The sequence below is a fragment of the Arthrobacter hankyongi genome (genome assembly GCF_022012395.1).
Lineage (GTDB): Bacteria > Actinomycetota > Actinomycetes > Actinomycetales > Micrococcaceae > Crystallibacter > Crystallibacter hankyongi.
The window spans coordinates 30,811-53,063 of the sequence record NZ_JAKLTQ010000023.1 but is presented as its reverse complement, the minus strand read 5'-3'; the positions used below and the strand labels follow the sequence as shown (position 1 = coordinate 53,063).

General features: G+C 68.3%; 15 protein-coding genes. 9 read left to right on the top strand and 6 right to left on the bottom strand.

The genetic code is table 11. The features are described 5' to 3' along the window. Positions 1–320: 320 nt before the first annotated feature. Both LVY72_RS20805 and LVY72_RS20800 read right to left on the bottom strand, forming a co-directional pair. Positions 321–749 carry a DUF4189 domain-containing protein gene (locus LVY72_RS20805; protein ID WP_237826110.1) on the bottom strand — a complete coding sequence of 143 codons (429 nt, stop codon included), beginning with the start codon at positions 747–749 and terminating at the stop codon, positions 321–323. A gap of 345 nt (positions 750–1,094) precedes the next feature. Beyond that, complete coding sequence (locus LVY72_RS20800; protein WP_237826109.1) at positions 1,095–2,273, bottom strand: RsbRD N-terminal domain-containing protein; 1,179 nt, start codon at positions 2,271–2,273, stop codon at positions 1,095–1,097. 167 nt (positions 2,274–2,440) lie between these two features. Here LVY72_RS20800 and LVY72_RS20795 point away from each other — a divergent pair, with 167 nt between their 5' ends. The 8 genes from LVY72_RS20795 (at position 2,441) to LVY72_RS20760 (ending at position 12,529) form a co-directional block, all read left to right on the top strand. Continuing rightward, positions 2,441–3,763, top strand: coding sequence for an MFS transporter (locus LVY72_RS20795; RefSeq protein ID WP_237826102.1), 1,323 nt, complete (start codon positions 2,441–2,443; stop codon positions 3,761–3,763). An 82-nt stretch (positions 3,764–3,845) separates the two neighbouring features. After that, the gene (locus LVY72_RS20790) at positions 3,846–5,540 is read left to right on the top strand and encodes a thiamine pyrophosphate-dependent enzyme (protein ID WP_237826096.1); all 1,695 of its coding nucleotides are present in this window, start codon (positions 3,846–3,848) and stop codon (positions 5,538–5,540) included. Continuing rightward, positions 5,537–7,243 (top strand): amidohydrolase, encoded by a 1,707-nt coding sequence (locus tag LVY72_RS20785; RefSeq protein WP_237826094.1) that lies wholly within the window; start codon positions 5,537–5,539, stop codon positions 7,241–7,243. The genes LVY72_RS20790 and LVY72_RS20785 overlap by 4 nt, the downstream gene beginning before the upstream one ends. Then, entirely contained in the window at positions 7,240–8,535 is a 1,296-nt protein-coding gene (locus LVY72_RS20780; RefSeq protein ID WP_237826093.1) for a M20 family metallo-hydrolase, read from the top strand. Before LVY72_RS20785 ends, LVY72_RS20780 begins: the two co-directional genes overlap by 4 nt. Before the next feature lie 229 nt (positions 8,536–8,764). Next, complete coding sequence (locus LVY72_RS20775; RefSeq protein ID WP_237826091.1) at positions 8,765–9,202, top strand: DUF1129 domain-containing protein; 438 nt, start codon at positions 8,765–8,767, stop codon at positions 9,200–9,202. A 368-nt stretch (positions 9,203–9,570) separates the two neighbouring features. Then, the gene (locus LVY72_RS20770) at positions 9,571–10,938 is read left to right on the top strand and encodes a sugar porter family MFS transporter (protein ID WP_237826090.1); all 1,368 of its coding nucleotides are present in this window, start codon (positions 9,571–9,573) and stop codon (positions 10,936–10,938) included. Positions 10,939–10,960: 22 nt separating this feature from the next. Continuing rightward, positions 10,961–11,911 carry a carbohydrate kinase family protein gene (locus LVY72_RS20765; protein WP_237826089.1) on the top strand — a complete coding sequence of 317 codons (951 nt, stop codon included), beginning with the start codon at positions 10,961–10,963 and terminating at the stop codon, positions 11,909–11,911. Positions 11,912–12,103: 192 nt separating this feature from the next. Beyond that, positions 12,104–12,529: a hypothetical protein gene (locus LVY72_RS20760; protein WP_237826088.1), complete on the top strand. Its 426-nt coding sequence runs from the start codon at positions 12,104–12,106 to the stop codon at positions 12,527–12,529. Between the two features lie 19 nt (positions 12,530–12,548). Here the strand turns inward: LVY72_RS20760 and LVY72_RS20755 are convergent, their stop codons facing one another. The 3 genes from LVY72_RS20755 to LVY72_RS20745 all read right to left on the bottom strand — a co-directional run bounded on the left by LVY72_RS20755 (position 12,549) and on the right by LVY72_RS20745 (position 17,825). After that, positions 12,549–15,317, bottom strand: a complete 2,769-nt coding sequence (locus LVY72_RS20755; RefSeq protein WP_237826087.1) for a cation-translocating P-type ATPase — start codon at positions 15,315–15,317, stop codon at positions 12,549–12,551. 454 nt (positions 15,318–15,771) lie between these two features. Beyond that, positions 15,772–17,493: a SulP family inorganic anion transporter gene (locus LVY72_RS20750; RefSeq protein ID WP_237826086.1), complete on the bottom strand. Its 1,722-nt coding sequence runs from the start codon at positions 17,491–17,493 to the stop codon at positions 15,772–15,774. Positions 17,494–17,615: 122 nt separating this feature from the next. Beyond that, a complete protein-coding gene (locus LVY72_RS20745) occupies positions 17,616–17,825 on the bottom strand; it encodes a hypothetical protein (RefSeq protein ID WP_237826085.1) in 210 nt (69 codons plus the stop codon). Between the two features lie 315 nt (positions 17,826–18,140). On the opposite strand from LVY72_RS20745, the gene LVY72_RS20740 reads away from it, so the two are divergent. Beyond that, positions 18,141–20,321: an elongation factor G-like protein EF-G2 gene (locus tag LVY72_RS20740; RefSeq protein WP_237826083.1), complete on the top strand. Its 2,181-nt coding sequence runs from the start codon at positions 18,141–18,143 to the stop codon at positions 20,319–20,321. 43 nt (positions 20,322–20,364) lie between these two features. Here LVY72_RS20740 and LVY72_RS20735 read toward each other — a convergent pair whose 3' ends face one another. Beyond that, complete coding sequence (locus LVY72_RS20735; RefSeq protein WP_237826082.1) at positions 20,365–22,236, bottom strand: Na+/H+ antiporter; 1,872 nt, start codon at positions 22,234–22,236, stop codon at positions 20,365–20,367. Positions 22,237–22,253: the final 17 nt, after the last annotated feature.

The window sequence follows — 22,253 nt, the reverse complement described above, 5'->3', positions numbered from 1 at the left end:
GGTAAGGGCTTCGATCGCCAGATCCTGGAAGATGACGGTGATCAACTACAGGCTCCCGGCGTTGAGATTTCCCTGCTCAGGTCCGCGGTAGCGCCAGCCGAAGACATGAGGATCTCGCCGGGGTCGTTCGCCTGGACGCAGAAATGATGTGCATGTCCCGCCACGAGGTGCCCGGCCTCTGTCGAAGCTAGGTACCGCGCCTCAGGTCGCCGAGCCAGTCCGTGTGCCTACCCTAATCGGGCGGTCCATCAGCGGACTGAAGCTGGCAACGATAGTCCGGCCACGCGATGGATGCTGTCGGATTGCCGTGCAGATGGTTACTAGTGTTCGCTGGAGTGCTTGTTGAAGACGATCCTGCAGTATTTTGCGTCCTCGGGATCGTACTTGCAGCCTTTAAGCGCGGCCTCGCCTGCCAGGCTCGCGTATCTGGCGGCCGCCGAGCCCCAACCGCGGTAAGGCTTTGAAAGGGCGACTGCCAGATACTGGTTGAGGGCGACTCCGGCCGAGACGCAGTCGTAGGCACCATTCGACTGGTAGAGGTTGCATCGGTCGAGGGCGCCCCATTTCGCCTTTTCCGCGTCTGACGACCAGGCGCCGTACCAGTCCTGGGTGGACAGTGAGAAGGCCATGGAGACGTAGCGGTTGGCCTGCGGGACCGGCGCCGCGGACGCCGCCAGGCCGACTGTCGTCAGTGGGGCTGTCAGCAGCAGTGCTGCCAGGGCTAGACGGGGGCGGTTTCTCGTTTTCATGATGGGACTCCTTGGATCCCGCCCCGGTTTGGCGGAGCGGCGAAACAGGTCACCTTGGATCTTGTGAATGTCGGGCCAGAACGGCGGGGCGGGTATCAGCGCCGTCCGCTGTGACACGTGGCCGCGGCGTGCCTGCAACGGTCCTTGCTACAAGCCCTACATCCCGTCCGGGGCTGCGGCCATAATGTCCGGCAACAAAAATCGTTCCGTTCCGTTGTGGGGCCGCAGCGCTCAAGCGCCGAACCGGCACAGTGTTTGAGGCCCTTGGGGGAGGGTCAGCGGATGCCCCTGACCTCGTGAACGGAGTACTCTAACGGCCTCTGCGATGACAGGTACAGCTGATGATCAGTTCCAAGCGACCACCAGGCGGGCGGCCTGGGCAGGCACGGTGGGGTCCATTCCGGTCAGTTCGGTAAACCGCCGCAGCCGGTTCATCAAGGTGTTGCGATGGCAGTACAGGCGGGCCGCGGACTCGGCAATGCTGCCGGTGGACAGGTAGGACTGCACGGCTTCCATCAGGCGCTCCCGCTCCACGCGTCCGCAGCCGGCCAGCGCCGTATCCACCTCCGGCGCGATCGGCAGGCCTGCGGCGGTCAGGCGGAGCCGGGCGATGCGCGGCCAGGCCCGCCCGAGTGTGAGCGCTCCGCCGTCCGCCGGCTGCACCAACTGCGCGAGGTCGCGCGCGATCCTGGCTGCTTCCCAGAGTCCGTCGAGCCCGTCCACGCGCTCGACCTGCCCGCAGTGGAGCCGGCTGATCCGGTCCGCCGCTTCGTGCAGGGGTGAACCGGCGCGTTCATCCAGCGTCCAGAAGGCCACCAGGGCATCCGGCAGTGGGTGGGTGAAGACTTCGGCGCCGCGGCGGGCGGCCTGGGCGACGACGACGCGCAGCGCCGCGGCGTCTTCGGCGGCAGCCACGGCCACGCCGAGCGGCGCCGTCCGGTCCAGTCCGAGCTCGCCGGCGATACGCTCGACCAAGGCAGGCGCCGGTGTCGCCGGGCCGAAGATTGCCGCAACGTAGCCCTGCCGCACCGAGGACGCTTCATGGGCCATGCGCTGGCGCTCGGCCATGTAGGTAACCTGGGTCTGGGCCGCATAGGAGTCCACCACCTGCCACACCGTTTCCGCCCGGTGCACGAGCAGCACCGCATCCTCCGGACCGGCCAGCCCTATCAGTTCGCTCCACAGCACGGTGAAATCCAAGCGGATAGCCGTCATCAGCGACTCCACCGGGATCCCGGCCCGGGCTCGGGAGACGCCCACTTCCAAGGCAATGTTCTGCCGCTCGGCCAGCAACCGATTGTTGTCGGTTCCGGGGCGCAGGCTCTCGATCAGCGCTTGGAACGATGCGGCCCCGGTGCGGCGGATTTCGCTGGCCGGCAGCGCTCCGTCCCGGTAGTCCTCCAGCTGCAACACGCGGTCAAGGAAGGCATCGGTCAGCACGTCCACCGAGAGCCGGTCCAGCAGCTGGTTCCAGCGGGCTACTGCGACTGAGTCGTTAAATCCCTGTTTCTGAAGTGTTTCCACCGTGATCCAACCCCCGATAAATGTGCTTTTGCCCATTCTAGCGGTTGAATTCCGCGAGGATCCGTCAGTGTGTGATGGGCGCCACCCTGCCATGCTGTTGGATATTCACCCGAAGCCACGGCGATCGCCTGACGCCGGCTGGCTACAGCACGAAGTGCGGAGGCAGCATGAGCCAGACCCTGAACCTCGAGGCCGGGGCAACCCGGTCCATCACCGACAAGGAGGCCATGAAGGTCTCCATCGGAGCCCTGATCGGCACCGCCATGGAGTGGTACGACTTCTTCCTCTTCAGCGCGGCCGCCGCCCTGGTCTTCAACGTCCAGTATTTTGCCAATGAGAACGCCACCGCCGCGGCGCTGGCCTCCTTTGCTACCTTCGGCGTGGGCCTGGTGGCCCGTCCGCTGGGCGGCATGATCTTCGGCGCCATGGGCGACAGGATCGGCCGGCGTAAGACGCTGATGGTCACCATCGTGGGCATCGGAGCGGTCACCGGCCTGATCGGCCTGCTGCCGACCTACGCAGCCATCGGCATCGCTGCGCCGGTGCTGCTTGTGCTGCTGCGCGTTGCCCAGGGCCTGTTCGTCGGCGGCGAATGGTCCGGTGCCATGACGATCGTCGTCGAAAACGCTCCGCTCGAGCGCCGCGCCCGCTACGCCGCGCTGCCGCAGGTCGGCTCACCGATCGGCACCATCCTCTCCTCCGGCGGGTTCTTCCTGATGACGCTCTTCTTCTCGCAGGAGAACTTCGACGCATTCGGCTGGCGCATCCCCTTCCTGGCCGCCATTCCGATGCTGCTGATCGCCCTGTACATCCGCAGCCGGCTCGATGAGTCTCCAGTCTTCACCGAGCTGATGGAGCACGACCAGGTGGAGAAGGCTCCGATCCGCACCACCTTGGCCCAGTCCTGGAAGCAGATCATCATCGGCATGGCTGCCGCACTGCTCGGCGTCGGCGGTTTCTACCTGGTCACCGCGTTCGTGGTCTGGTACGGCGTGAACGTCCTGGGCTACTCCTCGCGGCTGATGCTGCTGGGCGGCATGATCGCCGCGATCGTGGAGATTCCGGTGCTGATTGCCGGCGGCCGGCTGGGCGAGCGCTTCGGCGCCAGCCGGGTCATCCTCTGGGGTGGACTGGCCTCGGCCGTCGCCACCCTCCCGTCCTTCCTGCTGATCACCAGCGGAAACGAGGTCCTGGTAGTGGTCGGCATGACGCTGGCCGTGGCAACGCTGTCCTTCCCGTATGCCGCTTCGGGTACCGTGCTTACCGGTCTGTTCCCCGCCCGTACCCGGTACACCGGCGTCGGTTTCGCCCAGAACACCGCCGGCATGCTTTCCGGTTTTGTCCCGCTGCTGGCCACCGGACTGGTCGCTTCGGCCGGAAACCACTGGTGGCCGGCCGCCGCGATGCTGGTGTTCCTGAGTGTCTTCACCGCCGTCGCCGGGGCGGTCGCCCCGCGGCTGAGCGTGAACCTGCCGGGCTTCAAGCACTAGCCAGGACCATCCACATCCGGTGCCGCCGCCGAGCGGCGGCGGCACCGTTCCTCCACCATCGAATCGAAGGAAACCGCAGCCCATGCCCCGCACCGCCGGCCACCTGATCGTCCGCCAGCTAGAGCAGCACGGCGTCCGCCGCGTCTACGCCGTACCCGGGGAGAGCTTCCTCGACGTGCTCGACGGGCTCTATGACTCACCCATCGAAACCGTGGTCTGCCGGCATGAGGGCGGAGCGGGGTTCATGGCGTTGACCGAAGCGCGGCTGACCGGAACGCCGGGGATCGCCATGGTGACCCGCGGGCCCGGCGCCGCCAATGCCATGATCGCCGTGCATACTGCCTGGCAGGACGCCACCCCGCTGGTGCTCTTCGTCGGACTGGTTCCGGTGGCCGACCGGGAGCGGGACGCCTTCCAGGAGTTCAGCCTCTCCGGCTGGTTCTCCACCACGGCCAAGCGGGTGATGGTGCTCGACGACGAACGCCGGGCCGCGGACATGGTCGCCGAAGCGATGCGGCTGGCTGCCAGCGGCCGGCCCGGCCCCGTGGTGGTCGGCCTGCCCGAGGACGTCCTGGTGCGGCCCACCGCTGCCGCACCGGTGACGCCGCATGCACTGCCGTCCACGGCCCCTTCGCCGGCTGCCACGGACAAACTGGCAGACCGGCTGGCCGCCGCCGAGCGGCCGCTGCTGGTGGTTGGCGGCGACGGCTGGTCCGGATCTGCCGCGCGGACATTGGCCGGGTGGGCCGAGCAGGCGCATCTGCCGGTGGCTGCGGACTGGCGGGCGTACGACGCCGTTCCCCACTCCTCGGCTGCCTGGGCCGGCTGGCTCGGCTACGGCCGCGCGGACACCCTTGCCGCCCGGCTGGACGAAGCGGATTTGCTGATCTTCGCCGGCTGCGGCCGCTCCGATGTGCTCAGTGACGGGTATACCCGGGGACTTCAGGCGCCCACCGTCGTCGTGCTGTCCGATCCGGAAGCCGCCACCCACGCCGGCCGGATCGACCAGCACATCCTCGCCGGTCCGGACGCCTTTGCCGCGGCTTTGCCGGAGAGCGGGAAGGCACGGGGCCCCCGTGGACCGGAGTGGATGACGGAGCTGGCAGCCGACCAGCGGCGGTATGCCACTGCCCGCCCGGACTACGGACCCGGTTCCGGCGCCCGCGGCGTCGACCTGGGTGAAGCGTTCGGTGACCTCGAACGCCTGCTGCCGGCAGACAAGATCGTCACCTACGGGGCCGGCAATGCCACCTTGTGGGGACACCGCTACCTCACCCACGCCGGGCCGGGGACGCTGGTGGGACCGCGCAACGGGGCCATGGGCCTGTCCGTTCCCGCGGCCGTGGCCGCCGCGCTCGTGCACCCGGACCGGCAGGTGGTGGCGGTCTGCGGCGACGGGGACTTCCTGATGAACGCCCAGGAACTGGCGACGGCCGCTGCCCAGGGGGCCGCCCCGCTGGTCATCGTGGTGGACAACGGCATCTACGGCACCATCGTGCAGCACCAGCGCGCGCACTATCCGGGGCGTCCGTCCGGGACGGCGATGGTCAATCCGGACTTCGCCGGGTGGATGCGTACCTTCGGCGGGCACGGCGAACGGGTCGAATCCACCGCCGAATTTGTCCCGGCATTGGAGCGTGCGCTGGCCAGCGGGCGCCCGGCCCTGCTGCACCTGCTGCTGGATCCGGAGACCATGCCGCCGGGCACCGCCAACGAAGCGGTCCCCGCGGGCGAGGACGCGCCGGCCACGGTTGTTCCGGCGGGGGCCAGCCGATGAAACTGGACCTGATCCTGCGCGATGCCAACATTCTCACGCTGGAACCGGAACACCCCCGGGCGCACAGTGTCGGCGTGATGCACGGGCGCATCGCCGGTTTCGACGACGACCTGGCCGGCTGCACCGCCACCCGGGACCTTTCCCTTGGCGGGGCAACCGTGGTGCCTGGCTTCATTGACGCGCACTGCCACACCACTTGGTGGGGGCTGGGCCTGTCCGCCGTCGACCTGGAACCGGCCCGCGGGCTCGACGAACTCTACGCCCTGCTGGAGGCCGAGGCACGCCGGCTGGACGCACTGCCCGGCGGGCAGCCGGACGCCTGGATCAACGGCACCGGCTTCAACCACAAGAACCACGGCGGATTGTTCCCGGACATCCGCCGGCTGGACGAGATCACCGGCGACCGCCCGCTCTACCTGCGGCACGTCTCCGGGCACCTGTCCATGACGAACACCGCCACGCTGCGGCTGGCCGGGGTGTTCGAGGACGGCTTCACGAACCCGGTGGGCGGGGCCGTACTGCGCGGAGCCGATGGCTACCCGACCGGCGTCGTCGAGGAATCCGCCCAGGCCCTGATCCAGGACCTGCTGCTGCCGTACCCGGTGGAGCGGATTGTCCAGGCACTGGACGCGGCCACCTCCCGCTACGCCGCCGAGGGCATCACCAGCTTCACCGAAGCCGGAATCGGCGGCGGCTGGATCGGGCACAGCCCGGTGGAGGTCCAGGCCTACCTGGCCGCGCGCCGGACGGGGAAGCTGCACGCCCGCGCCCAGTTAATGCCGGCGCTGGATGCACTGCGTCCGCTGGAAGCCAACGCCCGGGACATGCACGGCACCGGGACCGGCCGCGGCCTGGACTTGGGCGCCGTCGCCGGGTTCGGCGATGAGTGGGTCTCGCTCGGACCCGTCAAGGTGTTCATGGACGGCTCGCTGCTCGGGGCCACCGCAGCGGTGACCGAGGACTACTGCGGGCACCAGCACAACACCGGCTACCTGCTTGATTCCCCCGAGGCCTACCGCGAACGCGTCGACGCCGCCTACCGGGCCGGCTGGCCGATCGCGCTGCATGCCATCGGCGACGCCGCAATCGATCTGGCCATCGAGATCATCACCGCCTGCCAGGACCGTTACGGCCGCAACTTCCTGCCGAACCGGATCGAGCACTTCGGCATCGCCCGCCCGGAGCAGGTGGCCGCCGTCGCCGCCGCCGGGATCGCGGTGACGCCGCAGGCCGCGTTCATCGGTCCACTGGGCGACCAGTTCGCCGCGCTGGTCGGCCCGGCCCGCGAAGGCTGGCTCTACCGCGGGCGCTCGCTGGTGGACGCCGGGGTGCTCCCGGCTGGCTCCTCCGACCTGCCGGTGGCGGACAACAACGTCCGCCGTGCCATGCAGTCCAGTGTGGACCGGCGCACCGACGGGGGACTGGTGCTCGGCGGCGCGGCCGAAGGCCTGACTCCGGAGGAGGCCCTGCGCAGCTACACCGAGTGGGCCGCCATCGCCACCGGGAGCGGCGCCGAGAAAGGCACGCTGCGCCTCGGCAAGCTCGCCGACTTTGCCGTCCTCTCCGGCTCCCCGCTCGACGCGCCGGACATCTGTGCCCTCGACGTCCTGGCGACCATCGTCGGCGGCCGCTTCACCTACAACCAGCTCGATGCCGGCGGCGCCGGCATCCACATCGACCATCTGATCGGAGCACAAGGATGACCAACACCGCCACCACCCGGGCCACCAGCCACCGGAACGACAGCGCCGCCGCCGAACGTGCCGCATTCCTGGCCGACTTCCGCTCGATGAGCAGCTTCGGCGCCACTGCCGGCGGAGGCGTGGACCGGCAGGCCGCCACGGTTGCGGACGGACAGACCCGCAACTGGTTCCGCGGGCTCGTCGAGGGCCACGGCTTCGAGGTCCGCTACGACGCCGTCGGCAACCAGTTCGCGCTGCTCGAACTGGTTCCCGGGGCCCCTTACATTGCCGTCGGGTCGCACCTGGATTCGCAGCCGCTCGGCGGACGTTTCGACGGCGCCTACGGCGTGCTCGCTGCCGCCCATACCGCCATCCGGCTTGCTGCACGGGCCGCCGCCGGCACGCAAGCCCCGAAGTTCAATATCGCCGTCGTCAATTGGTTCAATGAGGAAGGCTGCCGCTTCAAGCCCTCCATGATGGGAAGCTCCGTCTTCACCGGCAAACTGGCCGCAGAGCAGGCGCTGGCCACCACGGACCCGCACGGCATCAGCGTGCGTGAGGCGCTGGAAGCCATCGGGACCATCGGCGATTTCTCGCTGGACGTTGCCGCGTACCTGGAAATCCACATCGAGCAGGGCCGTTCGCTCGAAGACCACGGGCTGACCATCGGACTGGTGGAATCGACCTGGGGTGCCAACAAATACGAGTTCGTGGTCCACGGCGAGCAGGCGCACACCGGCGCCACCGTCATCGCCGACCGGCAGGACGCGCTGCTCGGCGCCTCGCTGCTGGTGGTCGCCGCCCGCGAGATCGCTGATGAGTTCAGCACCCAGGAGCACGCCGTCATTACGTCCTGCGGCGAGTTCACTGTGTTCCCGAATTCGCCCGTGGTCGTGGCCAGCCGGGTGAACCTACTGGTGGATCTCCGCAGCACGGACGCAGAGGTCCTGGCCGCGGCGGACGCGGAGCTGCACCGCCGTGTCAGGGCCATCGAGCAGCGCGCCAAGGTGCGGATCGAGCGCGGCGCCGAGCACATCTGGGCCGCCAAGGCCTACGACGCGGCGGGCATGCAGTTGGCCGCCGAGTGCGCCGAAGAACTGGGCCTGCCGCACGGCGTCGTGCGCACCCTGGCCGGGCACGACTCGACCAACATGAAGGACAAGGTGCCCACCATCATGCTCTTCGTGCCGAGTGTCGAGGGCATCAGCCACAACGAGAAGGAACTGACCAGCGACGAGGACATGCTCGCCGGAGTGGACCTGCTCACCGAATTGCTCGGGCGCGTGCTGGCTGGAGGGTTCGTCGAGGCGTAGGTCCGTGGCGCTTGCTGGGCCGGTGTGACCAATCAGATAGCGATCCGACTGGACAGTACGGTCGGCCTGAATGCTTGAATGGCACGGGGGCAATCGACGCTGACACGGAGCGGCAGGGGCTGGGCCGTCCAGGTTCCGGGCGTTGATCCGTGAGCCGGGCATCCTCGCAGGCCTGCAGGATTGCCGGCCCCCTCGATTCCCTGATCCTTACCGTGCCAGGAGCATATTCATGAGTTCGATGCAGTACGACGACAGCCCCATCCGGACGTTGTCCGGCCCGGTGCGGGTTTTCCGGGACGTGGCGCCCACCCCGCGGACTCCTGCCCCCCAACGGTGGAACCACCCGGTGGGCGTCCTGCTTGCCATGATGGGTCTTGCGGTCCTGATCACCTTCGTCCCGGTCCTGCCGCCCACGTTTGGTTTGTTCACCGGCCTGGCCGGCTTCGTCCTTGCGGTCCTCAGCATGGTCAGTCGTTGGTGGTGGTGGGCCGACAGCCGCGAGCGTGCGGTTGCCGAGGCGGTGTGGGTGGCCAGGCAGTCCGGCTACCGCATCGACGCTGACGGCGGCCAGCTGCGCTGGCTCGATCAGGATGGCAGGGTGAAGCGCGCTGCGGTCGTCCGCGGCGACGGCGGTTGGAACCTGATGCTCTGCCGCCTCGCCGCGTAGGGTATCCGCTGCATCCAGTTGGCCGCCTCCGAGCATCCTCATCCAGGCCACACAGGTATAAAATCCCCCTAGGGATTCGAAGCGCGGCCGGCCCAGCGGAAATGCCGGGACGTCCCCGCCTTGGTTCTCGGCAATACATGTCCTCCTGGCGTCGGTGCTCCGTGCGGCGGCAGGCACAACGGTTCGCTCAGCGAGCAACGCGGCGGGGTCCGTCTCCGGGCTGGCTTCCTCGCATGAAGTCGAGTACTCGTCACGATCGAGGATGATTCGGAGAACCTCGAGGTGCACGTCGTCCGGCTGGAACACCACTTCCGGCCGGCCTCCGGCCGATGGTGCGGGGGTACGGCCTCCTCATAATTGGACATCCCATGCGACCTCTCGTCATTCGCAGTGCCATCGTCGCCTCGCTCGGCGGTCTGATCTTTGGTTTCGACACCGCCGTGATCTCAGGGACCACCACCTACCTGGCCCTGGAGTTCAACCTCAGCCCGGCGGGCCTCGGATTCACCGTGGCCACCGCGCTCATCGGCACCATTCTGGGCGCCCTGACTGCCGGGATACCGGCGGACAGGTACGGACGCAAGAAGATGCTTTTCCTGATCGGCGCGTTGTTCGTGGTCGGTGCAGTGGGCTCTGCGCTGGCGACGAACCAGATCGTGTTCATCATCTTCCGGTTCCTTGGCGGTGTCGGGGTGGGGATGGCCAGCGTGTGCGCCCCGATCTACACGGCCGAGATCTCTCCGGCCGCCCACCGAGGACGTCTGGTGGGCCTGGTGCAGTTCAACATCGTGCTCGGCATCCTGCTGGCGTATCTGTCCAACTTCCTGATCCGGATGGCCCTGCCCGCCGATGTGGCGTGGCGCTGGATGTTCGGTGTGATGGCGATTCCAGCGATCGTCTTCCTGTTGCTGCTGTTCACCGTGCCCGAGACGCCGCGCTGGTTGTTGAGCGCCGGCCAGGATCAGCAGGGAGCCGAGGTCGCGCGCCGGCTGTGCGCCACCCAGGCCGAATTCGACCTGGAGATCAGCGAGCTCCGCGCCTCGCTGGCCGCAGCCGAGAATGCCCCCACGGTCCCGTTCTTCACCGCCCAGCACCGCAGGGTCATCCTGATGGCCGTGGCCATCGCCGCATTCAATCAGTTATCAGGCATCAACGCGATCCTGTACTACGCCCCCGCGGTGCTCATCAAGGCGGGTGCGTCCACGGACGCCGCCTTCCTGATGGCGGTCGCGGTGGGGCTGATGAACCTGGTCGCCACCATGGCTGCGCTGGCGGTTATCGATCGGTTCGGACGGCGCCGGCTGATGCTGGTCGGTTCGATCGGCTACCTGATCAGTCTTGGCTTCCTCGCCGGCGTGATGTTCTATTACGAGCCGGTCTTTACGCCAACCTCCAGCATCCTCGTGCTGGTCGGTCTGCTGGTGTTCATCGCTGCCCACGCCTTCGGCCAGGGCGCAGTGATCTGGGTGTTCATCTCCGAGATCTTCCCCAACCGCATCCGCGGCCGCGGCCAGTCGCTGGGCAGCCTGACCCACTGGGTGTTCGCGGCAATCACCTCCTGGGCGTTCCCTCCGGTGATCGCGATACTGGGCGGCGGCTGGGCCTTCTCGCTCTTCTTCATCTGCATGATCGGGCAGCTCATCTGGGTCCTGAAGGTGATGCCGGAGACCAAGGGCGTGCCGCTGGAGGAGATGGAAGAACAACTCGGACTCTCGCACTGGCGTACCTCCGCCTGAGCGAACCGCAAGGAGGCAAGCCATGAGCGGTCCCAAGGTCCTGTCCCTCGGCGAGGCGCTTGTCGACGTGGTGCACCAGGACGGGAATTCGGCGGAGCACGTCGGAGGCAGCCTGCTCAACGTGGGGTGCGGCCTGGCCCGGCTGGGCCACGATGTCACCATCGGTACCTGGTTTGGCCGTGACGAGAGGGGCGGCCGGATCGTCGAGTGGGCGCGCACCGCGGGCGCACGACTGCACGAAGGCAGCGACGGCGCCGAGCACACCTCGGTGGCCTATGCGACCCTGGACGCCGCAGGCAGCGCCTCCTACGACTTCGACCTGACCTGGAAATTGCCGGCCTTGGCCGACCTCGACGACGTCAACCACCTGCACACCGGAAGCATCGCGGCCACGCTCGAACCGGGCGGCACCCAGGTACTGGAGGCGGTTCGGGCGGCCCGGGACCATGCCACGGTCTCCTACGACCCAAACGCCCGCCCCGCACTGATGCACTCTCCGCAGGCCGTGATGCAGCGCATCGAGGAACTGGTCTCGCTCGCGGACCTGGTCAAGGCGTCCGAGGAAGACATCGAATGGCTCTACGGCGACAAGCCGCTGCAGGCGGTCATGCGGCACTGGCGCGCCCTGGGACCTGCCATGGTCGTCATCACCCGCGGCCCATGGGGAGCGTGGGCGACGCTGGGTTCGGACCGCGACATGCTGGTCGTGGACCAACTGAACGTCAAGGTCGCCGACACCGTCGGCGCCGGCGACTCGTTCATGGCCGGGCTCATCTCCGGGCTGCTGGAAGCCGATCTGCTCGGCGGGGCCCGGCAACGCGGCAGGCTCCGCCAGGCGCGCTGGGCCGATGTCCAGCCGGCCCTCCACCGGGCCGCCGTCACCTCGGGCCTGACAGTCAGCCGGGCCGGGTCCTACGCCCCGGACCGGGCCGAGGTGGAGGCCATGCTCGCCCATCCGCCGGATTTCGACTGAACTGCAGGCGGTGTCATCATGCGGGATAAGGGCAGTGCGAAAGGCGCGATGACGGGCGCCGGCAATGAATCGGTGAATCACCCGTCATCGGCCCGCCGTTGGGTCCACCGTGCAGCCCCCAACATCACCAGGCCCGCGGTCGTCCTGCTGAATGCGTACCAAACCGAATATGCGATCTATGGCACCGTACTCGTGAGCGCCCTGATCGCCATCGGCTGGAAGTACAACACGGACCTGGAAGTGTTCTTGTTCACGCTGGGAACGGTCGTCGTCTTCTGGCTGGCCCACATCTACTCCGGCGTGGTCGCCAGCAACCTGTCAGCAGAACACCGCGGCAAGGCGGTTTGGGCCGCGGTGCTCGCGTCCGCCCGGCATTCCGTGGGCATGATGCTCGCGATGCTCCTGCCAGCCGTGTTCCTGCTGCTGGCAACTGTTGGTGTGCTCGACGAGTACGTCGCCTACTATCTGGCGCTGTGGGTTGGCGTCGTGCTGCTCGCGGTGTTGGGGTGGGTCAACGCTGCCAGGCGCAGCAGCCACTGGACCCTCCGCGTCCTCAGCTCGGCCACTACCTCAGCCTTGGGCCTGGGCATTATCTGGCTCAGTACGCTCGTGCATTGACGCGAGGCCTCTGGCCCGGTCAGGCAGGAACGGGTTGGTCCGGGACCGTGGCAGTCTCCTTGGGGCGCAGGGCCCGCAGGACGAGCTTGCCCAGCTCACCGAGCAGCAGCAGGATTACTGCCGGCAGCAGGCAGACGACCCACTGGGGACCGGTGAGCGGTTCGGTACCGAACAGGTCCTGCAGCACCCGCATCTGGGTGATCAGCATCGAGCCGACGACGGCCCAGGCGAACGCCCAGAGCAGCTTCGGGTTGGACACCGTGGAAGGTCCGAAGGCGCTCTCTTCGGGATAGCGCAGGTTGAGCGCGAGGGCGATGTTCATCAACGCCAGGCCCACCACAGCCATGGTCTGGCCAGTCTCAAGCGAGTCGTAGCTGGTCTTGCCGATCTGCACGAGGAGCAGCGTCGAGGCCGCCATGAACAGACCGGCGACGAACAGGCGCACCATCATCGACCGGACGATGATCGGCTGGTTGAACGGCCGGGGCTTGCGCTCCATGATGCCCGGCGTCGCGAGGTCCAGTCCCATCACAGCGCCAATGGGTGCGACGACCGCCATGTGGATCCACAGCACCTGGGCCGGACTGAGCAGGGCCGTACCGGCGATCGCGAATGCCGAAGATCCGATGAACGCCAGGATGAACATGAACAAGTTGGCGACCTGGATCCGCACGAACTTCTGCAGGTTGTCATAGACCAAACGGCCCTGCTCGACCGCGCTCACGATAGTGGCGAAGTTATCGTCGGCCAGGATCATCTTTGCCGCGCCCTTGGCGACGTCGGTGCCCGTGATGCCCATCGCGATCCCGATGTCGGCTGCGGCGATCGCCGGCGCGTCGTTCACTCCGTCGCCGGTCATCGCGACGATGTTTCCCTTGCGCTTAAGCACCTCGACCAGTCTGACCTTGTGCTCGGGTGCCACCCGGGCGATCACCCCGATGCCGTCGATCTGGACGTCGGCCTCCGCATCACTCATGGCAGCGAACTCGGCGCCCGTCACCGCGCGGCCCTCGATGCCCAGCTCATCGGCGATTGCCGCTGCGGTGATTGCGTGGTCGCCGGTGATCATCCGGACCCGGATGCCGGCACGCTTCGCCTCGGCGATGGCGGCCACCGCCTCGGCACGCGGCGGGTCGACCTCGCCGATCAGCGCGGAGATCTCCAGGTCCTGCATCAGCGCCATGAGGTCAGCCGACGGATCGAAGGTCGCCGGGTCGAACTCCCGTTGCGCCAGCGCAAGCACCCGCCGGCCCGTGCCGGCGATGTGCTCGTTGGCTGCGAGCACCTTCGCCCGCATCTCCTCGGTGAGGGGCTCGGCACGGCCGCCCGGCATCCGGCCGAACGACGATCTGTCGAGCAGCACGTCGGGCGCCCCCTTCACGTAGGCCCTGATCACGGGCCGGCCGTCGGCACCCGGCATCAGATGGAAGGTGGCCATGAACTTGTAATCGGAGTCAAACGGGACCGAGGCCACGCGCGGATTGTTCCTGCGGAACTCCTCGACGTCGACTCCGCCCTTCTGCGCGAGCACGTACAGCGCGCCCTCGGTCGGGTCGCCGACGACTTCGCCGTCCTGGATATCGGAGTCATTGCACAGCGCGCACGAGAACATCACGTAGTCCAGGTCACGCTCGGCGTCGCCGCTCGTGCGTTGGACCTGGCCGTCGAAACTGTAGCCCTCGCCGCTGACTGTATAGCGGTGCTGCACGGTCGCGATCTCGCGCACCGTCATCTGGTTCAGGGTCAGGGTACCGGTCTTGTCGGAGTTGATCGCCGAGGTGGAACCCAGCGTCTCGACCGCCGGCAGGACCTTCATGATGGCGTTCTTCCGGGCCATGTTTATCGAGCCAACGGACAGGATCGTGGTGACGACGGCGGGCAGCGCATCGGGGATCGAGCCGACGGCCAGCGCCACGCCGATTCCGAAGAGCACGGCGAAGGATTCGCCCTGGGCCAGGCCCATGACCACGATCGCGGCGAAGGCGAAGAGGGCCGCGATGATGATGAAGATGGTGAGCCGGTCGACCTGCTTGGTCAGCGGGGTCTTCTCCGCCTTCTGCCCGGCCAGCATGCCGGCGATGTGGCCGACCTCCGACCCCATGCCTGTGGTGGTGACGAGGATCTCGCCATGGCCCCGGGTCACATTGGTATTCATGAACGCCATGTTGAGCCGGTCGCCGAGGGCTACATCGGCGCGGGCGACGGGCTCGGTGTCCTTCTCTACCGCAACGCTCTCGCCCGTCAGGGCGCCCTCCTCGATCTGCAGGGTTGCCGCCAGGATGACCCGGCCGTCGGCGGGGACGCGGTCGCCGGCGTCGACCACCACAATGTCGCCGGGCACGATTTGCTCGGCTCCGACCTCCATGATGCCGCCGTCGCGGCGCACCTTGGCCACCGACTTCATCATCTTCGCCAAGGACGCCGCTGCCGCTTCGGCCTTGCCTTCCTGGTGATAGCCCAGCCATGCGTTGAACAGCGTCAGCAGCGCGAGCCCCACGGCCGTGCCGTATTCCTGGATCAGCAGGCTGACCACCGCGGCGACCACGAGCACGATCTGCATGTAATCCAGGTAATGCTTGAAGAACCGTTTCCAGACCGGCTCCCGCTTGGCCGCGGCCAGAACGTTCGGACCGTGCTGCTGCAGCCTCTGCTGTGCCTCGGCTGCGCTGAGTCCCTGCACCGGGTCCACGCCCAGGCTGCTGGCAACGGCTTCGGGCGCAAGGGTGTACCAGGCCACGTCTGCGGCGGCTTGGTCCGCCACCGCCGAGGCTTTGGCCTTGTCGTTCATGACTTCCTCCTCATCCTGGGGCACCGCTCCGAACGGTGCGGCGGTTCGATGTCGGGTCGCCGGGTCTTCTCCTGGGCGCTGGCTTGGACCGGCGGAGCCACCCGGAGGAAATACGAGGTCGGATCGGGCGTGCGGAACCCGATCCGCGCTTGATCGTGGCGGCCCCGCGGCATGGTTTTGGTCCCGACCTGTCTGTCGGCGCCTTTCGTCTTGCCCACGAGCGGCCTCCTCGTCGACTACATCCGAGGTCGAATCAAGCAGCCGCACCACGTCATCCGAGCGGACCGACTCTTTCGTCCGTGGAATGGGGAAGAGCCTACGTACTCTCGTACGGCGTCGTGCCACTTTCAGTGTTGCCACCGGCCGCAGCCAGGTCAACCGAAGAAGGCGGAAAGCGCAGCGGTATTCAGTCGGGGCGGCAGCGGTGAACTCCGTGGAATGCAGCGTCCGCCGGTTAGCCGGACGTTTCGTCACGCCCCTTCGCTGCCGCTGCCTGCTCCGCCTTCACGGCCCGGTAGATATTGCCGTGGATCATCTCTGCGCCAAGGAGCTCGATCACCCCGTCCCTGCCCAAGGTCGCCCGCACCGCGGGCTTAAGCCGGGCGATTCGCAGGTTGACGCCGGACTCCCGGGCAAGCTGCACGATGTCCGTCATCTTGGCTGCGCCTTGGGAGTCGACGAAATTGATCCCCTCGCAGTCGAGCACGATGCCGGTGAGGTCCGGCGTCGAGTGGATGACCTCACGCAGACGGTCCTCCAACGCGTCGGCGGTGGCGAAGAAGAGGCCGCCGTCGAGGCGGATCACGGCCACGCCTGGAAACACCTCGTCGCCGGGATGCTCATCGGTTTCACGGAAGACCTGGGTTCCCGGTTCGCGGCCGAGGGCCGGCATGTCCGGGTGGGTGGCCACCCAGACCAGCCAGAGGAGCGAGAGCCCGATCCCGATGGCAACGCCCGCGAGCACACCGAAGACGAGCGTGCCAAGGATGGCTGCAACCGCTACCCAGAAGTCGAACCTCTGCACCCGGGCAAGCCGCCGCATCTCGTGCACGTTCATCATGCCCATGACAACGGCTTCGATGATCAGGGCCGCCAGGACCGGCTTGGGCAGGTTCGAGAAGAGCGGCGCCAGGACGAGCAGCGTGAGTAGAACGGTGACACCCGAGGTGATGGAGGCCAGGCCGGTCTTCGCCCCGGAGTGGTCGTTCAGCGAACTCGCGGACAGACTCGTCGAGACCGGCATCCCCTGAAATACTCCTGCGGCCGTATTGGCGAACGACTGGGCCGTTGACTCCTGGTTGATGTCGATCTGGTAGCGGTGCTTGGCCGCGAACGCCCGTGCGTCACCGGCGGTTTGGGAGAAGCCGATCAGGACCAGCGCCACCGCCGCCAGGGCCACCGTGCCCGCGTGGTCCCACAACAGCCGGCCGTCCGGAATCGCCAGCGATGGCAGCCCCCTGGGCACATCACCGACCAGCGCCACCCCCTTGGCCCCGAGATCGAACAACGCCGCAGACAGCAATCCACCCACGACCAGGACCAGGGCGCCGGGGACTCTGGGCGCGATCGCCCTCAACCCGAAAACGACGACCAGCGCGATGACGCCCACGATCACGGTCGCCTGCTGCGCCTCACCCAAGGTCCCGAGCCAGGACCGCAGTTCCTGGATCGGATTGGAGCCGGTGACCTCGGTACCGGTCAGCTTCGGGAGCTCGCCAATGACCACGTCGATCGCTGCGCCGAAGAGGAATCCGGTCACTACGGCCCGGGAGAGGAACTGCGCAATCCAGCCCATCTTGAAGACGGCAAGAAGAAGGAAAAGTATCCCTGACGCGAGCGTGATCCCGGCAACGAACGAGGCGACATCGTGCTCGCTGGTGATGCCTGCTGCGAGCACGGCACTCGCGGCCACTGCCGCCAGGCCTGAGCTCGGACCCATCGAAATCTGCCGGCAGGTGCCGAAGATCCCGTACACGATGGCGCCGGCAGCAGCCGCATACAGGCCGTTCTGGAGCGGAATCCCGGCAATGCCGGCATACCCCAGGTTCTTCGGAACGATCAGGGCCGCGACGGTGGCCCCGGCGATCAGGTCGCTCCGCAGCCACACGCGGCTATAGGAACGGAACTGGCCGGCGAGGGGCACAAAGGCCGCGCTCCGTCGCTGCGACTTTTTCATGCCCTAGTCATACTCTCCGGCAAGGTTGTTCTACCAGAGTCCCTCATTCACTGGTTGTCCCGCTCCGGAGCGCATGTGTCCGGCCTCGGCGCCGTGTTGGAGCTTGCCGGCCGGTGCAGCGCTCAGGTGGCGGGCATCGCCGTCCGGACGGCGTCCTCGGGCTCGGGGTCGATATAGGTGATGCGGCGTGGCGGGGGCGCCAGCCTGGCTTTGAGCTGCTGGTTCTCTGCCTCCAGGGCTTCGGCATGGTCGCAGAGGTCCAGGATGATCGTGGGGTCTTCCGCGAGCAGGCGCGGTGCGGTACGGCGGATTCGTTGGGTCAGGGCGCTCATGGTTTCTCCAAGGAATAGGAGCGAGTGGCGATGGTGGGGCGGGTCCGGACTGGCTCTGTTGCTGCGTCCCGGCCGGTATTCACGGGTGCTGTCGGCTCAGTCTCCGGAGGAAGCGGCTGCGATTGCCGCTGCCTCTACGATGCCGCCTCGAGGTGATTGCAGTCCAGACCGGCGGGCAGTGAATTGGGTCACAGGGCTGATGCACCCCGGTGGCCGCAGTGATTCCTGCGGACGGACCCTTGCCCTGCGGCCGCCTTAGGGTGTCGAATCTGATAACAACGGCGGGGACGATGGCGACGATGCCAGGAGGTATTCATGTCGGTGAAAGGCGCGGGTGGACCGGGGAAGGGTCCGGGCCGGGGAGGTTCTGATCCGAGACGGGCCGAGGCGTCTGCCGGGGCACCGGTCGACCAGCCGGACAAGATCCGCAACGTCGCCCTGGTGGGCCGCTCCGGCGCGGGCAAGACGACGCTGGTCGAGGCGCTGCTGGCCGCCACCGGCGCCATCGGGCGCATGGGATCGGTTGCCGACGGGACCACGGTGAGCGATTCGGATCCGTCCGAAATCAGGCAGCATCGTTCCGTGACGCTCTCGGTGGTCCCGCTGGCGCTCGACGACGTCAAGGTGAACCTGCTGGACACTCCCGGCTATGCGGACTTCACCGGTGAGCTGCGGGCTGGGCTGCGCGCCGCGGACGCGGCGCTGTTCGTGGTCTCCGCCGTCGACGGCGTCGACGCGGCGACCACCGCGCTGTGGGGCGAGTGCGAGCGGGTCGCGATGCCGCGCGCGGTGGTGATCAGCCGGCTGGACCATCCGCGGGCGGATTACGACGGCGTCCTGGCCGCCTGCCGGCGGGCCTTCGGCGACTCGGTGCTGCCGCTCTACCTCCCGGTGCGCACCGGCGGGGCCGTGACGGGGCTGCTGGGCCTGCTGTCGGGGACGGTATCGGACTACGCCGAAGGGGATCCGCAGCCGGCCGTGCGGCAGGCCGACGACGGCGAAATGGCCGCCGCTCAGTCCGCCCGGGGCGCGCTCATCGAAGGGATCATCGCCGAGAGCGAAGACGAGACGCTGATGGACCGCTACCTCGGGGGCGAGCAGATCGCCTTCGACGTGCTGGTCGGCGACCTGGAGACCGCCGTCAGCCGCGGTTCCTTCTTCCCGGTGCTGGCCACGTCGGCGGAGGCCGGCGTCGGCATGGCCGAACTGCTGCAGATGCTCACCCGGGCGTTCCCGTCACCGCTCGAGCGCGAACTGCCGGAAGTGGCGGGGATCGACGGCACCCCTGCCGGGCAGCTGGCCTGCGATCCGGAAGGACCGCTGGCCGCCGAGGTGGTGCGCACTACCGTCGACCCGTTCCTGGGCCGGGTCTGCCTGGTCCGGGTGTTCTCCGGCACCCTGCGTGACGATGCCGCCATCCACGTGGGCGGACACGGGCTGGCGGACCGGGGCCATCCGGACCACGACAGCGACGAGCGCATCACCCACCTGCATTCCCCGCTGGGCTCCGGCCTGCGGCCGGTCCCGTACTGCGTTGCGGGGGACATCTGTGCCATCACCAAACTGGCCAGTGCCGAGACCGGGGACACCGTGTCGTCGCGGGAGGCACCGTTGCTGATCGAGGCCTGGGAGATGCCCGAACCGCTGATGCCGGTCGCCGTCGAGGCCGCTTCGCACGGCGATGAAGACGCGCTGGCCAGGAACCTGTCCAGGGTGGCCGCCGGGGACCCGACGCTGCGGGTGGAGCGCAATGCCGAAACCCACCAGTTGATCCTTTGGTGCATGGGCGAGGCCCACGCCGAAGTGGTGCTGGACCGGCTGCGGGACCAGGGCGTGAAGCTGCAGACCGTCGAGGTGGTGACGCCGCTGCGGGAGACGTTCGCCGCCGGTGCGGCCGGCCATGGGCGGTACGTCAAGCAGTCCGGAGGCCACGGCCAGTACGCCATCTGCGACATCGAGGTCGAACCGCTCGGGCGCGGGGCGGGGTTCGAGTTCGTCGACAAGATTGTCGGCGGAGTGATCCCCGGGCCGTTCATCCTTTCGGTCGAGAAGGGCGTCAGGGCGCAGATGCAGAAGGGCGTCGCGTCGGGCTTTCCGGTCGTGGATATCCGGGTGACGCTGGTGGGCGGCAAGACCCACAGCGTGGATTCATCCGATGCGGCGTTCCAGTCGGCCGGGGCACTGGCCTTGCGGGAGGCGGCCTCCGGGGCGCGCATCCAGCTGCTCGAACCTGTCGCGGCGGTGACCATCAGCGTCCCGGACGAGTATGTCGGGGCGGTGATGAGCGATCTGTCCTCCCGCCGGGGGCGCCTGACCGGGACCGCTCCGGTCGACGGGGACCGTACCGAGATCAGCGCCGAAGTTCCGGAGGCAGAGCTGCTGCGGTACGCCGTCCAGCTGCGGGCGCTGACCGCCGGTACCGGCCGCTTCCGCCGCAACTACCTCAGGCACGAGCCGGTTCCCTCGAACGCGGCCCCGGCCGCCGCCAACGCGTGAGTCCGCCGAAGCCCACCATGGACCAGATGCCGGAGGGTGCCGGTCAGCCGAGCAGGTCGTCCACGTAGCACCAGCGCCAGGACTCGCCGGGTTCGATACTGCGCATCACCGGGTGGCCCGATTCGTGGAAGTGCCGGGTGGCATGCAGGCCGGGGGAGGAATCGCAGCAGCCGACGTTGCCGCAGTCCAGGCAGAGGCGCAGGTGTACCGGCGTGGTGCCCTCCCGCACGCAGTCCTGGCACTGAGGGGAAGCCGGAACCGGCTTGGCGGAGGCCTGCTGCAAGTGCCAGCAGCCGCCGGCCAGGCTCGGGGGAGCGGCCAGCGACGCACCGCTGCGGATGCCGCCGTCGAGCGCGGCGTCGATCATGGATTCCTCGACGTCGAGCCGTTCCAGCACCTCGTCCACCACCTCGGCCGGGTAGGCGCCGGTGCGCCTCAAGTCCAGGACCTCGGCGCGTTCGGCGTCCAGCATGGCGGCCCGGAGCTGGGCATAGCGGCGGCTGGGGGTGCGGGTTTCGTCTTCCGGACGGCCGAGGCGCTCCCACGCGGCCAGGCTGCGTTCCTCGGTCCGGCGCTGCAGCATGGCCAGGACTTCCGGCGGGTCCTCGGGCACGGTCATGGTTTGGAGCCGCTCGATGCCGGCCGCCGTGGAGCGCTGCAGCAGGGTTGCCTGGACCAGTGCATCCTCCAGCGGGTCCGGGCCGCGCAGTCCCAGCCTGCGCACCAGCCACGGCAGGCTGAATCCCTGGAGGACCAGGGTGCCGGCCACCACGACCAGGGCGGCGAGGACGAGGACCGGCCGGTGGGGCAGGTCCGGCGGCAGGACCAGCGCCGCGGCCAGCGTGACCACGCCGCGCATGCCGGCCCAGGATACGACCGCCGGCACCCGCCAGGACGGCGCCGGGTCCGCCCTGCCGACGGCCGGAATGAGCCGCGGAAGGTAGGTCGCGGGAAAGACCCACACCGGACGCAGCACCAGGACGGCCAGCAGGATCGCAGCGCACGTCCACCCGGCCCCTGCCGGGCCGAGCGGGTCCGACCAGGCGGCATCGATGATGGACCGGACCTGCAGGCCGATCAGCAGGAAGACCGCATTCTCCAGCAGGAACTGGACCGTCGCCCAGTTGCTGCGCTGGCTCAGCCGGGAAGCGCCACCGGGCATGGCGGGCGTCCGGGTGCCGATCACCAGGCCGGCGACGACGACGGCGAGCACGCCGGAGGCGTGGATGGCTTCGGCAGGAATGAATGCCACGAACGGAGCGGCCAGGGACAGGGAGGTGTTGATGGCCACGTCGCGCACCTTGCGTCGGATACGCAGCAGCAGCCAGGCTGCCGCCGCACCGCAGGCGACTCCGCCGGCGACGGCCAGCACGAACGCGGCGGCGACCTCGGCCACGGCGACGCTGCCGGCGATGGCGGCAATCGAGGCCCTGAGCAGGACCAGTGCGGTCGCATCGTTGACCAGGGACTCGCCTTCCAGGATGGCCACGATCCGGCGCGGCATGCCCACCCGCCGGGCAATCGACGTGGCAGCGACCGCGTCCGGCGGCGCCACCACGGCGCCGAGGGCGAAGGCGGCGCCCAGGGGAATGTCCGGCAGCAGCCACCAGACCACCAGCCCGACGGCGATGGTGCCGAAGACCACGTAGCCCACGGAGAGCAGCGCGATCGAGCGCTTGTTGGCTTGGAACTCCACCACCGACGTGCGCAGTGCCGCTGCATAGAGCAGCGGCGGAAGGATGCCGATCAGGACCAGCTCGGGAATCAGGGCCACCGGGGGGATGAAGGGCAGGTATGAACCGGCGATTCCGGCCAGCACCAGCAGCAGCGGAACGGAGATGTTGAAGCGGCGGCCCAGGGCACTGCCGGCGCAGACCACCACGACCAGGACCACCAGCCCGACGGCGACTTCCATCCCTCCATTCTGGCAGG

Bases quoted from the DNA above. Each gene is read 5' to 3' on its own strand.
- LVY72_RS20805 (WP_237826110.1), bottom strand. From the start codon at position 749: ATGAAAACGAGAAACCGCCCCCGTCTAGCCCTGGCAGCACTGCTGCTG.
- LVY72_RS20795 (WP_237826102.1), top strand. From the start codon at position 2,441: ATGAGCCAGACCCTGAACCTCGAGGCCGGGGCAACCCGGTCCATCACC.
- LVY72_RS20790 (WP_237826096.1), top strand. From the start codon at position 3,846: ATGCCCCGCACCGCCGGCCACCTGATCGTCCGCCAGCTAGAGCAGCAC.
- LVY72_RS20785 (WP_237826094.1), top strand. From the start codon at position 5,537: ATGAAACTGGACCTGATCCTGCGCGATGCCAACATTCTCACGCTGGAA.
- LVY72_RS20780 (WP_237826093.1), top strand. From the start codon at position 7,240: ATGACCAACACCGCCACCACCCGGGCCACCAGCCACCGGAACGACAGC.
- LVY72_RS20775 (WP_237826091.1), top strand. From the start codon at position 8,765: ATGAGTTCGATGCAGTACGACGACAGCCCCATCCGGACGTTGTCCGGC.
- LVY72_RS20770 (WP_237826090.1), top strand. From the start codon at position 9,571: ATGCGACCTCTCGTCATTCGCAGTGCCATCGTCGCCTCGCTCGGCGGT.
- LVY72_RS20765 (WP_237826089.1), top strand. From the start codon at position 10,961: ATGAGCGGTCCCAAGGTCCTGTCCCTCGGCGAGGCGCTTGTCGACGTG.
- LVY72_RS20755 (WP_237826087.1), bottom strand. From the start codon at position 15,317: ATGAACGACAAGGCCAAAGCCTCGGCGGTGGCGGACCAAGCCGCCGCA.
- LVY72_RS20750 (WP_237826086.1), bottom strand. From the start codon at position 17,493: ATGAAAAAGTCGCAGCGACGGAGCGCGGCCTTTGTGCCCCTCGCCGGC.
- LVY72_RS20745 (WP_237826085.1), bottom strand. From the start codon at position 17,825: ATGAGCGCCCTGACCCAACGAATCCGCCGTACCGCACCGCGCCTGCTC.
- LVY72_RS20740 (WP_237826083.1), top strand. From the start codon at position 18,141: ATGTCGGTGAAAGGCGCGGGTGGACCGGGGAAGGGTCCGGGCCGGGGA.
- LVY72_RS20735 (WP_237826082.1), bottom strand. From the start codon at position 22,236: ATGGAAGTCGCCGTCGGGCTGGTGGTCCTGGTCGTGGTGGTCTGCGCC.